Annotated in this window: 13 protein-coding genes; 2 read left to right on the top strand and 11 right to left on the bottom strand. The window is 44.2% G+C overall.

The features are described from left to right. Nucleotides 1-73 precede the first annotated feature (73 nt). The 9 genes from D0X99_RS06675 to D0X99_RS06715 form a co-directional block, all read right to left on the bottom strand. On the bottom strand, nucleotides 74-2,626 hold the full coding sequence (locus D0X99_RS06675) for a S1 RNA-binding domain-containing protein (protein ID WP_119476845.1): 2,553 nt from the start codon (nucleotides 2,624-2,626) through the stop codon (nucleotides 74-76). Continuing rightward, nucleotides 2,623-2,862 carry a hypothetical protein gene (locus tag D0X99_RS06680; protein WP_119476846.1) on the bottom strand — a complete coding sequence of 80 codons (240 nt, stop codon included), beginning with the start codon at nucleotides 2,860-2,862 and terminating at the stop codon, nucleotides 2,623-2,625. The genes D0X99_RS06675 and D0X99_RS06680 overlap by 4 nt, the downstream gene beginning before the upstream one ends. 140 nt (nucleotides 2,863-3,002) lie before the next feature. Continuing rightward, nucleotides 3,003-3,140, bottom strand: coding sequence for a hypothetical protein (locus tag D0X99_RS06685; RefSeq protein WP_199708033.1), 138 nt, complete (start codon nucleotides 3,138-3,140; stop codon nucleotides 3,003-3,005). A gap of 256 nt (nucleotides 3,141-3,396) precedes the next feature. After that, entirely contained in the window at nucleotides 3,397-3,732 is a 336-nt protein-coding gene (locus tag D0X99_RS06690) for a HopJ type III effector protein (protein ID WP_119476847.1), read from the bottom strand. Between the two features lie 76 nt (nucleotides 3,733-3,808). Further along, on the bottom strand, nucleotides 3,809-4,927 hold the full coding sequence (locus D0X99_RS06695; protein ID WP_119476848.1) for a DUF6544 family protein: 1,119 nt from the start codon (nucleotides 4,925-4,927) through the stop codon (nucleotides 3,809-3,811). Between the two features lie 852 nt (nucleotides 4,928-5,779). After that, nucleotides 5,780-6,121 (bottom strand): L-rhamnose mutarotase, encoded by a 342-nt coding sequence (locus tag D0X99_RS06700; protein WP_119476992.1) that lies wholly within the window; start codon nucleotides 6,119-6,121, stop codon nucleotides 5,780-5,782. Nucleotides 6,122-6,354: 233 nt separating this feature from the next. Continuing rightward, nucleotides 6,355-7,173, bottom strand: coding sequence for a sugar phosphate isomerase/epimerase family protein (locus tag D0X99_RS06705; protein ID WP_119476849.1), 819 nt, complete (start codon nucleotides 7,171-7,173; stop codon nucleotides 6,355-6,357). A gap of 3 nt (nucleotides 7,174-7,176) precedes the next feature. Further along, complete coding sequence (locus D0X99_RS06710; RefSeq protein ID WP_119476850.1) at nucleotides 7,177-8,202, bottom strand: zinc-binding alcohol dehydrogenase family protein; 1,026 nt, start codon at nucleotides 8,200-8,202, stop codon at nucleotides 7,177-7,179. Between the two features lie 317 nt (nucleotides 8,203-8,519). After that, nucleotides 8,520-9,452, bottom strand: coding sequence for an aldo/keto reductase (locus D0X99_RS06715; RefSeq protein WP_119476993.1), 933 nt, complete (start codon nucleotides 9,450-9,452; stop codon nucleotides 8,520-8,522). A 265-nt stretch (nucleotides 9,453-9,717) separates the two neighbouring features. Here D0X99_RS06715 and D0X99_RS06720 point away from each other — a divergent pair, with 265 nt between their 5' ends. Both D0X99_RS06720 and greB read left to right on the top strand, forming a co-directional pair. Then, complete coding sequence (locus tag D0X99_RS06720) at nucleotides 9,718-10,302, top strand: START domain-containing protein (protein ID WP_119476851.1); 585 nt, start codon at nucleotides 9,718-9,720, stop codon at nucleotides 10,300-10,302. A 201-nt stretch (nucleotides 10,303-10,503) separates the two neighbouring features. Beyond that, complete coding sequence (gene greB, locus D0X99_RS06725; RefSeq protein WP_119476852.1) at nucleotides 10,504-10,977, top strand: transcription elongation factor GreB; 474 nt, start codon at nucleotides 10,504-10,506, stop codon at nucleotides 10,975-10,977. A 118-nt stretch (nucleotides 10,978-11,095) separates the two neighbouring features. On the opposite strand, the gene D0X99_RS06730 is transcribed toward greB, so the two are convergent. Beyond that, complete coding sequence (locus D0X99_RS06730) at nucleotides 11,096-12,895, bottom strand: DUF885 domain-containing protein (protein ID WP_119476853.1); 1,800 nt, start codon at nucleotides 12,893-12,895, stop codon at nucleotides 11,096-11,098. A gap of 350 nt (nucleotides 12,896-13,245) precedes the next feature. Continuing rightward, complete coding sequence (locus D0X99_RS06735; protein WP_119476854.1) at nucleotides 13,246-13,689, bottom strand: Clp protease N-terminal domain-containing protein; 444 nt, start codon at nucleotides 13,687-13,689, stop codon at nucleotides 13,246-13,248. Nucleotides 13,690-13,797 lie beyond the last annotated feature (108 nt).

Here is a 13,797-nt window from a genome sequence, read left to right on the forward strand (position 1 = left end):
GGCAGAATGTTCAATTAACCACTTCACCCTTCATTGAGCCAAACGCCTGTTACCAGCTGGCGTTCTTGTTTTTTCAGACAATCTCATATTCCCCTGTTGAATGTGAAATTGCTATTACTTCTATTGTTGAACCCAACTTTATATCTTTTTCAGGAACATTTGTCCAGCCTTCTAATTCATCAGAATAGAAGTAACCTTTTGAGTGGTTTTCTTTTACATATTTCACTTTAATTTTTTCTCCATAATTCGGCTCTTCTGATTGCTCCAAATATTCTGTTCTTATCAATGAAATCGTTTTACGGTCTTCATTAATTTCAAAAATGTAGAAATGGAAACTCTCTCCAACCGGTAAGTAAAAAGGCAAGTCCTCACTTTCAACAAAGGCAAAATTTGAAACTAACTTTCTTAAAATGAACGCCTGAACTGTAAAGCCGTTTTGAGTTAATTCAATTTGTGCTGCATTTTCAAAGTAGCCAATTACTTTTCCTTTTAATGGGGCGTCATCATCAATTGCAGCAGCCCATTCGTCAAATTGGTGAGTGAATTGTCTTTTGATACTGAATTTTAAACTATTCTTATCAGCATCAAATTCTGATACTACGGCTTTTATCTTATCACCTTGTTTGTAGATGTTTTCAAACCTACCAACAGAACCATACCCAATTTCAAACCAATGAATAAAACCAGTATTTGTGCTTCCTGGATATTTCACCGCAATTCCTTTTTCAGGAACAACTTTGGCAATTTCAACATCAACGACCTTGTTTGAATTGGTATCAAAGTATTCCAATTCAGGAGTTTTGGAAAGTCGTTTTATCGAAACATCAATTCGCTTTTTGTCTGTATCAATTGCAACGACGATTACTTCAATCTTATCGTCAACTTTAAATTTTGAAGTGTTGCATTCTTCAGGTTTCCATGAAATTTCTTGCTTAGAAAAGCCACATTCAAGACCTTCTTCAATCTCACAGATTACAGAAAATGCATTAATCTGTTTGACTGTCACATTTAAAATATCGTGAGGTTGTAGTTTCTTAAAGGTGCTGCTTTCCCATGGGTCAGTTAATTTTTCTAAATAGCCCACGAAGTTGGAAGAAAAAGAAGAGTATTTATCAATGATTACATTTACTTCTGTTCCTGCTGGAAACTTGGTTGTAAGGTCAAGAAACCTACTCGGTGTCGCTTTAAATTTAGGAATGTAAACCCAATGCTTTAATTCAGGTGTTGAAACTTTCAAACCACTTTGTAAACCTTGTTTATCAACCTGAATTTTTTCAACCTTACAAGGGTAAATTTTATCTGCATTAAGAACCGCTTCTATGAAGTGTTTAGGGTCGGAAACTGTTCCTTTGTTTGATAGAACTATGTGTTGTTTGTCGCTGTCAAACTCTGCAATGGTCAAATAAAGCTCATCTTCAACATTAAAAACCTTTCTCGCATCTGAAATTTCAATGTCAGAAAGCAAAGTGTTTGGAAGTTCAAACTTCAATCCAAATGCGTTTACAACTACAGTTTCTTTTTGAACGCTATCAACGATTGCAGGAACTAAACTTCCATTTGCATTATGGTCTTTGAAACTTTCCCAAGCTAAATATGCTATTGTTGCTTTATTCGGTCTAAGAGAGTAACATGTAACGATATATTCGTGACCTTCTGCCGAAACACATTTAATTTTCGGGTTCTTATTTATCTGGTCAAAGCCTTTTGAATGAGTTAGTATTTTGGTAACGGTTGTTGCTCTTTCGTAACCGTTGTTACCTCTCGCCAAAACATAAACAGAGTTGTAGTTCTCTGTTGCGTAATAATCAGCCCATTTTGTATATGCTGCTGGACCCTGACTTTCCCAAGTTTCGTCTTTTCCAACGAGTATTACTCCGACCTTTAAATTCTTGGAAATGTATTTTAGATTGGTTCTTTCGTCAAATTCTCTTGTTGCCAGTTCTTTGAACCAATGAAATAATCCGTTTGCTTCGGTATTATATTCTGAACTTGGCGGTAAAGTATCTATGAGTTCCCCGTAAAAATGAAATTCGGGTAAAAGAATATTTAGGAAAAGTCCTTTGTCATTTGTTGGGACAAGTGTTTCAAATTCCTTTTTTGTTTCATCATCAAACTCATTCAGTTTTTTTCGGAATGTTGTAAGGACTTCTTTACGATTATTTCTTAAAATAATGTGAGTTGTAAGCAAGTCAATTGCTTTTGAAGAGGGCTTATCAAGGTAATCCTTTGCTTTTGCAATTAAGGCAGTTTGGACAAAGTTCAAAGTGGCATTATAAAAATTTAAGTTGTGGTCTTTCTTGTCGAAACTCAAACAAATGATTGCTTCGCCCTCTTTTAAAATGTTTTGTTGATTTTCAGCAGTTACCCATTCTATTTTACATTTTGGTAAAATCGGATTTTCAAAATTCTGATTGTAATCTTGAATGATGCTGTTTATAGTTCCTTGGTATTCTTGCTCTACACTATATTTTCTGACTCCTTTTCCTGCCCAACCGAAAAAAGAAGCAATATCCGCCAAAACAATTTTTCCTTTGGACCAAACTTCGCCAAGAAGGTAGATGTAACCAAAAGCAATTAGCAAAGGGGTAACACCGAAAATCAAAATCATTTTTAGCAACTCATTCATTTCTTAATTTCTTTTTTTCGGTTATACTCTTCCACGCAAACAGGACTATCACAGATGAAATCGAAAGTGTTGGCTTGTCTTGGAATAATTAGCTGAATATTTTCCAATGAAATAACTTTAGAACAAACTTTGCATAGTCTTTCCCCTTTCTCAATCGGCTCCATTTCATTAATTGATTGGAGCAACTTTTGCAAGTCCTCCTTAAAAACGGCAGGTATTTTATTTTTTTCTTTCATTTAAAGTTACATTCTCGTTTATATTAGGTAGTCTGTCTTTTACGCTTGCTGGAAACGTTTGTGTTTGCGAAACCAGTTTCGTAGGGCATGCCTATTTGGACACATTGCGAAACCAGTTTCGGGTAGTTGCGAATTAGTTCTTAATCATCCAAGTCCAATTGGTCCAAGGGGCTTTTGATTTGGTCAAAGCCTTTTGAAGTCACGTGGGTGTAGATCTCGGTTGTTTTGCTGCTCTCGTCTGAGAATAGCCTCTTGAGCGTTGGAATTTTTCCGGTCATTTGGTTTAAAAATCAGGGTTTAAAAATGTGCATCGGGAACCGCCCCGCCTGCGGATTCAAAATAGAAATTATTTTTTAGTTACTAAAGCTTCAGGGAAGGCTTTCCCAAAAAAAAATCTTTTCTCCGTTCCTCGGAATTTGCAATTCCGAGGGCTTGTGGTAGGATTTTTAATCCGATTCTTCGGATAAGGGAATTGAAAATTCCCAAACAAGGCTCCAGGATTGCAAATCCTGAAGAGAAGGATGGGTTAGGGTTTTACTTTTCCTTCAGCGCCTGTCCTTCAAACTGAATGCCTTCCCAAGCGAATTGGATAAAGTTGCGGATGTTTTGGTGGTCGGTTCCCTGTGGATTTTGCAGCACATCGATGCGGTAGTAGTCCCCGAAGAGGGCGAGGGTTTGGGCTTGGTTCAGGCCCTGAAGTTTGGCGAAGGAGAAGATCTTGCAGCTGCCGTTGTTTTGTCCGGCTTCGTTGACCGCGGTACCGTTGGTGAAGCGGGTAGGGGTGAAGTCGTAGTGCGCGTCGATGTATGCGATGACCTCGGGGAAGGTAATGGACTCGGGGGCTTGGTTGATTTTTTCGGGTAAGGTCATGAGATTCTATTTTGGGGCGAAGATCTTCTTTTTTCACCGCAGAGGCGCAAATGGCGCAAAGAAAAAGTGATCAGTTTCAGTCTGCAGGTTTTCTATCCCGAAGCGCCTGTTCGTTGTATTGGATGTCAGTGACTTGGAGCTTCAGCCAGGTCCAGTCTCCCTGGTCCAGTTTCCATGTAGCAGTCATCTGAGTGGGAATGCGGATTCCATCCATCTCCCCGAGTTGAGTCGCCTGGATGACCCATTCCTGACGCTTGGCATCTGCTTCGTTGCCTTGGTAGCGCAGGGCGGAAAATCTGGAAAAGTCCCCTTCCGGAGTAAAATAGAAGGTTCCGCTTCCCCGGGTGTCCCCGACCTGCAGGGTGGCTTTGGCACTGGTGTCACTGAGTTGCTCCCAAGTGATGTCCTTGCTCAGGGCAAAGGAGGGAAACCAAACCAGTTCCCCCAAGTAGCGCTGCAGGCTTCCTTCGTCGAGTTTTTCACCCGATGCGTTCACGATGGGAAAAAGTGCCTCCAGCAGGATAAGCATTTGGCCCTGACCTTCTGCAAATTTGTCCCTGCCGCGGAAGAAAACCAGCGGATTCATTTTCACGTCCACTGTCCAGATAAAGCCCGGAACGTCCATTCTGGTGTATTGGACCGCTTTGGCAGGAAACCAATTTTCCTGATCAGGCTTGAGTTTCATTTCAGCTTTTTGGGTGACCTTGCCCACGGTGAGCCGGGGTCGGCCTACCATTCCCGAACGGTGAAGCCATTTTTTTACCGGTTCGGGCAGATCCCTAAGCTCGTCTTCGGTAATCGGTTGGGTAGGGCTTGGGTTTACCTGGCTGAGCAAGGCATCAGTTTCCTCCTGAACCCGCTTTTCAAAGAAAAACTGACCCATGGAAACAAGCGTCACCAGCAGGATCAGGATATTGGGTAGCGTTCCGAACTTGGCGTCTTTCCAGACCAAGAAGATCAGGATTTGGGAAAGCACTACCGCCGCCAGTCCTACAACCCAGGCATAGCGGTGGGAAATGGAAAAAAGCAGCCCATAGCCCAGAAAGAACAGGCAGGTGATAAGCCAGGCGATTCCCATCGGTTTGGAAATCGGCAGGGTAAATTCTTTGATTTCCCGGAGCTCATACCCCTTGACAAACCCAATCACATGGATCAGGCCATGCAAAATCACCAGGATAAAAAATGCAGTTTTCATAGGCGCTAAGATCAAGTTTGCAGCAATCAGTCTCAGTTGGCAGAAATCCTGGAATCCGAGACTGTTTACGGATTACTCAAAAGTTCTTTGTACTCTGCGTCATTGCGAGCAGGGGAGGTACGACCGACGAAGCAATCTCTTAAAATACTTATTTTCAATAAAGATTGCTTCGCTCCTGCGTCACTCTCAATGACGGCCCTCTGCGACTCTGCGGTGAATTTATTATAATCCGGACTTGAAAATCCGATCCATCAGTGCTGCGTCATTGCGAGGAGGGAGGCACGACCGACGAAGCAATCTCTTATTATTTTTCTTTAAGATTGCTTCGCTACTGCGTTACTCGCAATGACGTCCCTCTGCGACTCTGCGGTGAATCTAATATAATCCGGACTTGAAAATCCGATCCATCAGTGCTGCGCCATTGCGAGGAGTGTGTTATGACCGACGAAGCAATCACTTTTCATTTTTCTTTAAGATTGCTTCGCTCCTGCGTCACTCGCAATGACGTCCCTCTGCGACTCTGCGGTGATTTCTTACAGACCTGATTTGAAAATCCGATCCATCAGTGCTGCGTCATTGCGTGGAGGGGAGGTATGACCGACGAAGCAATCTCTTATTATATTTCTTTAAGATTGCTTCGCTCCTGCGTCACTCGCAATGACGTCCCTCTGCGACTCTGCGGTGAATCTAATATAATCCGGACTTGAAAATCCGATCCATCAGTGCTGCGCCATTGCGAGGAGGGAGGTAGGACCGAAGAAGCAATCTCTTAGGATACTTATTTTCAATAAAGATTGCTTCGCTCCTGCGTCACTCGCAATGACGTCCCTCTGCTCCTCAGCGGTGAATTTATTATAATCCGGACTTGAAAATCCGATCCATCAGCACCCATTTTTCTCCTGGCTTGGCCCAGGGAATAGGCTGCTGAAAACCCCACATCAGTTCTTCCCACTTGGCGATGATGGGATTGGCGGCGTCCATTTCGGCCTTTTTCTCAAAGGTAAACTCGTCCACGGTCTCCAAAATCATGAACATCCGATTGCCGGTGCGGAAGATCTCGATATTCAGAATTCCGCAGTCGATGTCGTGTTGGGTGACTTCCGGCCATGCAGCCCCGGGGGCGTGATGTTGTTCGTAGCGTTTGATGGATTCGGGATCGTCGATCAGGTCAAGAGTGAGGCAGAAGCGTTTCATGTGATTTCGGATTGTGGATTTCGGATTTTTAAACTTTGGTGTTCGGTGTTCAGCGTTCGGTGTTCGATATTTTTTAATTCTAATTTCTGGTAAATGAACGGCTAACTCCCCCTTGCCCCCTTTAGAAAAGGGGGAGTTGGTTTTGCCAAAAATCAGAGGTTCAATTCTATATTTTGCAGGCTCAATCCTAAAATTGACCACGTAAATCGTATTTCGTAAATCGTACTTCTTACTTAGTGCCTAAAAAACCTTTGAAAGGCTTTGATCGTCTGTTCCGCGGCGGCGTCGGGATTGGGAAAGGGGAAAGCCTCGGCAGAGACATAGCCGGAATAGTCAATTTCCTTTAGAGCTTTGGCAATAGGTGCCATATCCGTATGACCAAATCCCATGGGCTTCCGGTTGGAATCCGCGAAATGAACGTGGCCAATATAGGTTCCAAATTCCCGGATGGATTGGGCCAGATTGTCCTCTTCGATGTTCATGTGGAAAAGGTCCGCAAGGAGTTTGACGTTACCCAATCTGTTTTTTTCCAAAAAGGCACTTCCTGACTCCAAGGTGTTCAGTAGGTTGGTTTCGTAGCGATTGAGCGGTTCGTAGATCAGGAAAACTCCCTCCGATTCAGCTTTTTTTCCCAACATCTCCAATCCCTGAGCCAAGCAATCGAGTGTTTCTTCCCGGTTTCCGGAAGCAAGGACATTTCCCTGCATCGAACCGATAATTGCCGGTGCGCCGAATTGGGCTCCGAAGGAAATCATGTCTGAAATGAAGGAAATGGCCTTTTTTCGAATTTCCGGATCGGGGTCGGTTAGAGTCATCCCGTGAAGGACTTTTCCCGCTCCGGTTCCCACTGCTGCGAGTTGGAGTTGGTGTTTTTCCAATAGCCTTCTCAATCGGTCCGGCTCAAGCGCATCGGAAGAAGGGGTAAAAAGCTCTACCCCGTCAAATTCCAAGGCAGCCGCTTTTTCCATCCCCTTTTCCAAATCCTCCCAGAAAATCCATGGCCCGGACTTTATCTGGGGAACCAACGCAATGGTGACAGCAGATCGGATCATCGTTTATCGGTCAAAGTCAATCATGATTTTAATAATTCCCTGCGGATTGGCAGCCCAATTGGCCAGGGTTTCCGGTCCTTCTTCAATCCCGATGACCTTGGAAATCACCTCATCCACCGGGAATTTTCCTTCCTCGAGGTAAGCGATGACTTCGGGGAAGTCGGATTTGCCCACGCAATTCCGTGAACCCAGGATTTCGATTTCCTTTTGGACAAAAAGAGAGGTATTGAACTCCACAGGTGCTTTGGCATAGCCGATGCAGACCACCCGGCCCAGAAAAGCCACCTCTTCCACGGCGCTTCGGTAGGTGTGTGGACTACCGACTGCTTCGATGATCACATCCGGGCCGTCTCCTTGGGTGATTTGTTGGAGGCGAGTGTGGAGGTCTTCGGTACCGGGATTGATGGTGTGAGCCACACCGATTTTGCGGGCGATTTCCAGTTTGGAGTCGTCCAAATCAATAGCGATCACCAAGGCGCCTTTATTGACGGCAGAAGCCACGGCACCCAAGCCCACAATCCCGCAACCCAAGACAGCGACCCGATCTTCCGAACTCACCCGACCTCGGGAAGCCGCATGAAAGCCAACCGTGAGGGGTTCGGCAAGTGCCAGTTCGCGGAGGCTCAGTTTTTCGGAAGGGAAAAGATCCTGCCAAGGCGCACAGACATACCGGGTCATCGCACCGGGACGGCGTACGCCCATGGTTTTGTTGGTTTTACAGGCATTGGGACGGCCTTTTCGGCAGGCTACGCAGGTACCGCAGGCCAAGTAGGGATAGAGCGTGACTTTGGTTCCCACCCGAATCTGTTCGGGAACATCGGTTCCCAAAGCTTCAATAGTTGCGCCCACTTCATGGCCCAGGATGTTGGGGTATTCCTGAAGGGGGAAAAGTCCCTTGAATCCGTTCATGTCGCCTCCGCAAAATCCAACCATTCCGACTTTGAGCAGGACTTCTCCGGCTTTTGGAGCTGGTTTTTCGATTTCGCGGACTTCGGATTTACCGACTTCAGTGAGAAAAAGTGCTTTCATAGGTTGTTGTCAACAGTCGATGGACCATAGGCCACGGCAGGTTTAGAATTTACGTTTTTTGATATACGATTTACGAGTTTCTAGGAAATACGAATTACGAAGTTAGAAATACGAGGTACTCCCATCAGTCTCCATCCCGCTTCCGTCTCCAGTCTTCCTATACTATTTTTCCAACATCGGTCCTCAATCCAAATCCCCCCAGCCCCCTTTGATCAAATTATGTGTTCCAAATTGGTTTTTGGAATAAAGGGGGAGTTGGTTCCTGCTTCCGTCTCGGGTCTTCCCTTCCCGTCAAATCCGAAATCCGAAATCCGAAATCAAATATTATTCTCCTCTTTTCCTTCAAACCACATCCGGTTTTTCACAGGCTCGACGAGGGTGAGGATCTTTTCCAGGAGTTCGGCGGGGATTTCCAAGTCCACCGCTTCAAGATTCTGACGTACCACTTCCACTTCGCACATGCCCACGATGGTAGTGGCGATCAGGGGATGGTCCATGGCAAACCTCAGCGCCACATCACTCAGTCTGAGTCCATAGCTTTTGCATAATTCCAACAGGATCGGTTGCATGGCCTTGACTTCGGCAGGCGAGCGATGCCAAGGAGGAAGGCTACCATCCGAAAGGATACGCTGCATCAGCGGGGCGGCATTCATCAGGCCGAAGCCCATTTCCTGGGAAAGAGGTACGAGTTCGTCGTTGATCTCGTCCTCGAGCAGGTTGTAATGTGCCCAGGATAGCACGGTATCAGGATTGGTTTCACGGGCGATCTGAGCCAAATAGCGAACAGGAAGTCCCGTAATTCCCCAGAAACGGGCTTTTCCGGATTGGACCACTTCCTGAATAGCCGGTACGGCTTCCTCGAGGATGATCCGTTTGTCCACAAACTCGATGTCGTGAAGCTGGAAGAGATCGAGGTAGTCGGTCTTCAGCCGGGTGAGGGATTCGTCGATGCTTTGAAGGATTCTTTTGCGGGAAAAGTCAAAGTCCTGCAAGTCGTACCGCCCGCATTTGCTGGCGAGGATGATGTCCTTTCGTTTTCCTTCGAGGGCTTTTCCGAGTCGGCTTTCGGCCAAAGTCAATCCATAAAATGGGGATACATCGAAGAAATTGACACCGTGATCGAGTGCGAGGTGAACAGCCGAAATGGCCTCTTTTTCATCCACGGGATCAAATACATTGCCCATCGGAGAGGCTCCAAAACCAAGGATGGAAACGTCGAGGCCGGTTTTGCCTAAAGTGCGATACTGCATAGGTTTGAAAGAATAGGATTCCTTTTCCAAGATAGGGGAATTTTTAAATGAAGGAATCCTGAGTCGCGAAAGGTCTTTACTTTGGAAAAGCTGCACTTGAGAAAAATGGCATTTGGCTTCCAATTCACCATGCCATGTTCCTTCTCAGAATTTAGATCCTCCGACAATCCGTTTTTGAGGCTGTGCTGCTTTTTCTTCCTATTTTGGAATTGGAATACAGCTTGAAACTATTTGGACAGTGGGTTACTCGTATAAAATCGCATTATTGACCTTTTTCTCCTGGATCTTGGTCACGCAGCAGAAGGATTGTGAGCTCCGGAAATCCGCTGATGGAATCGAGGTTTACACCTGTAAGATGGAAGACTCCAAGATCAATTCCATTCAATCCACTTTCACGGTTTCTTCCTCCTTTACCACCCTTTCAGAGGCATTGTTCGATTTGAACAACTTTCACAAGTGGCAGTACAAGATTATAAAAACAGAGATGCTGAAGCGGATTTCGAAGGATGAATTTATCTACCGCGCCGAACTGGAGACTCCATGGCCTGTTTCCAACCGGGATTTGATCCTGCATGTGAAAATGTCACAGACCGCTACCCCACAGGAATATCACTTCTCAGCCATTGGGAAGCCTGATTTTATTCCGCCCCGGGAGGGTTTTGTGCGTGTTCCGGTGAGTGAAGCCCACTGGTACATCAAGGTTCTGGATAAAAACAACATTCACATCAGGCACAGCATCCTGATTGACCCGGGGGGGTCCATCCCCTCTTGGTTGATGAATCTTTCACTAGCTGAAGGGCCTTATGAGACCTTTAAAAATCTGAGGAATTACTTAGGTTCTGAGAGATAAAGGTTTTTACTATAGAGGACACAGAGTTTTCTTGGTAGGTCGCAAAGGTCGTTGTATAGAAGTACTTTTATTGGGCTGGGCAGTCTGAAGACTTTGCGCTAAATGGACATATAGAAGTATTGTAATCTTGAATGTCGAACATCGAACTTTGAACAACGAACGCCGAATTTCAAAAAATGTCTAAAAACTTGGAGTACTAACATGAAAACCCTGTGGATTACCCCAGAAGGTCTGGAAAAGTTGAAGGCTGAATTGGACCACTTGTGGAGGGTCGAGCGTCCGGAAACCACGCAAAAAGTCGCTTGGGCGGCTAGCTTGGGGGATCGCTCGGAAAACGCTGACTACACCTACAACAAAAAGCGGCTCCGTGAAATAGACCGACGGGTTCACTACTTGCGCAAATGCATTGATGACTTGAAGGTCATTCCCTATACCCCATATCAGGAAGGGAAAGTGTTGTTTGGCGCTTGGGTCGAGATCGAAAATGCCAAGGGCCAGAAGATCCGCATTCGTATTGTGGGCGGGGAGGAGATTTTTGAGCGGAGGGATTACATCTCCATTGATTCACCCATGGCACAGGCGCTGCTGAAAAAGGAAGTAGGTGAGGAAGTGCTCGTCCAAACGCCAACGATGCAGATGGCCTGGAAGGTGAAGAAGATTGAGTATGAGAAGTAGGGTTTGGCCTTCGTGAGATTTTGAGGAAAAAGGGAATTGCAAATTCCCCAAGATATAAAAGCGGAGTTGCAAACTCCGCTTAGCGAGGTTTGAAACTCTGTTTAGTGCGTGCTTCTATCTAAATCTGTGAATCAATCCACTTCTCAATTTTTTCTTCCAATAAGACCAAAGGCAAACTTCCAGAATTTAGCACTTGATTGTGAAACTCCTTAATGCTGAACTTGTCACCTAGCTTGGTTTCGGCTCTGGTTCTTAATTCTCTGATTTTTAATTGACCGATTTTATAAGACACAGCTTGGCCGGGAGTGGCCATATAGCGTTCAATTTCAGCAATAATCGCATCCTCAGATTCTGCTTCGTGATCCAGTGAATACTGAATGGCTTGTTCACGTGTCCATCCTTTACTGTGTATTCCAGTATCCACGACCAAGCGAATAGCACGATGCATTTCCATACTCAGCATGCCAAAATACTGAACAGGATCCTCGTAAAGACCCAATTCAGCGCCTAACGATTCTGCATACAGCGCCCAGCCTTCCACAAAGACTCCCATGCTTTCCGGATGCAAAAATTCCGGCAACTCTTTATTTTCCTGTTGTAGGGATAATTGATAATGGTGGCCTGGAATGGCTTCATGGAGAAAAAGTGCTTCATCTGAATATTTATTGTAGGTTGTAACATCCGGTATGGGCACATAAAAAATCCCCGGTCTTGAAGCGTCTTTCGTCCCCGGAACATATTCAGCACTGGCAGAGGCTTCGCGAAATGCTTCCGTACGTCGCACTACAAAATCTGCCTTGGGTTTCAAGTCAAAAACCTGATTCAGCGTACCATCAATCCGTTCCTTGATTCGGTTAAAATTATCAATTACCTGTTGAGGGTCAGTAAAAGGCATTTGGTCGGGACTGTTGCGGACGAACTCAAAAAATGCTTTGATGTCACCTTTGAAACCCATTTTATTTTTCGCCTCCTCCATTTCAATGAGAATCCGAGCAACCTCACGTTTTCCAAGTTCGTGAATCTCATCAGCTGTCAGGTTTGTAGTGGTATGCAGCTTGAGGAGGTAATTGTATGTTTCTGGTCCATTTGGCAAAGCTCCAATTCCTGACGTTTCTCTACAGGCAGGCAAATACTCATTCACCAAAAACTCCTTGAGTTCGGTGTATTTGGGCTTCAGCTTCGTTGTAATCATGGTGCTGTAGGCAGCAGAAATTCGATTTTTATCGGCTTCATTGATGCCCTCTGCCAGGGATAGGATGGGCTTATAAAATAAATGGGATTCGACTGGGTTGGTGATGAATTCTTCCAACTGAGGAATCATTTTTTGAGCCAAGGCGGTGGGAAGTACAATGTCTTTAGCCATTCCTTCTTTCATCATCGCAATAGCTGTGTCCAGAAATAGCAGGTAGTCATCTACTCTTTTCAACCAATTGTCATAATCTTCGATTGTTTCAAAAGGCTGAACACTCCCTCCGGCTGCCAATTGCGCCACATAGAGATGCAGGGATTGAACCTGAATCAAAGGCATCAATTCAAAACTGGGCAAGTTGTAAATCGGGGATGCCATCGTTACAATGGGGTTATTCAATCCTTCCAACTTCACTTCACAGTCCCATTTCATCACTTTCATGCTCAGCAGGTCCGCTTCGGATAGTGCTGTGGTATCCAATTCGCTCAATACCTTCAAAAAGTGTGTGTAATTCGTTTTCAAGTCCTCTTGGTAGTCATCAGAGATGTAATTGGCTATGAAGTCATTGTATTCATCATTGCCGCCCTTTGTTGCCTCAATGGGATTGATTCGGTCCTTGAATTTTTGATATTCTTGAAAAATTGCATCAATAGAAATCACTTCTGCTGTTTTCTCTTTGCATCCACAAGCCAGCAGAATAAGGAAAATGAAAATTAGATTTTGCTTCATTTTTATGTCGGTTAATGTGAATATCCCTAATGACACCAGTAATTCAAAACAGCATCGACAATTCGATAAGCCCAACAACCGAGCTTGGCCACCGAGATTGAGGTGAATAATGGAAGGGGGAATGCTGCAGGTGATTGTCCTAGTCAACAAAACTGAAGACTTGGGAATGTCTAAGCTTTTTGATAAAAAATAACTTGTTGATTGGTAGAGGGTTTTTCACCACAGAGTTCGATGAGGGAATTACAAATTCCAAAACATAGAAAAGTGAAGTTGCAAACTCCGCTTAGGGGAGGGCAACTCCACTCAGTCCTTATTATGTATTAACCATTCCCAGCAGGAGATGTATTTTTTTATTTGTGATATTGAGTTTCTATGTGATGTTTGGTTAGTTTAATCATCACATTTTTTACTTTGGGGAGACTTGCAAAGATCAGTGAATTATCGTCTTTCATTGCTGATAAAATCAAATGAGAGATAGTGATTTTTTCATCACCAAATAATTTTCTCTCTTTTTCCCCCTCTTGCAATGCTAATGCAGCTTCTTTGGTGAGAGGCAAAGTGACATTATAGTCGAGGTTAATTTTTTCAAGATTCCTTTGGTTTTCGCAAAAAGTATCAAATAGTTCTTCATCATCAAAGAAAATTGATTTAAAAGAAAGCTCTTTCCTAATCATACAATCTGCAATGAATAGGTGAATGGTAGATATATAATCATAGCCGAAACTTAATGATATGGTCCGTGCTAAAGCAAATATTTTCAACGTATCTTCACTAATTGTATCCTTAAAATCCATGGGAAAGAATTTATTTATTGCAAATTGAGTCTAAATTTATTTCAAATCCTAAAATATACTCCAGAAGTGTACTGTTTAGTGTTTTGATTGATTTCGGAGAATAAAGTT

Source organism: Algoriphagus lacus (genome assembly GCF_003583985.1).
GTDB classification, from domain to species: domain Bacteria; phylum Bacteroidota; class Bacteroidia; order Cytophagales; family Cyclobacteriaceae; genus Algoriphagus; species Algoriphagus lacus.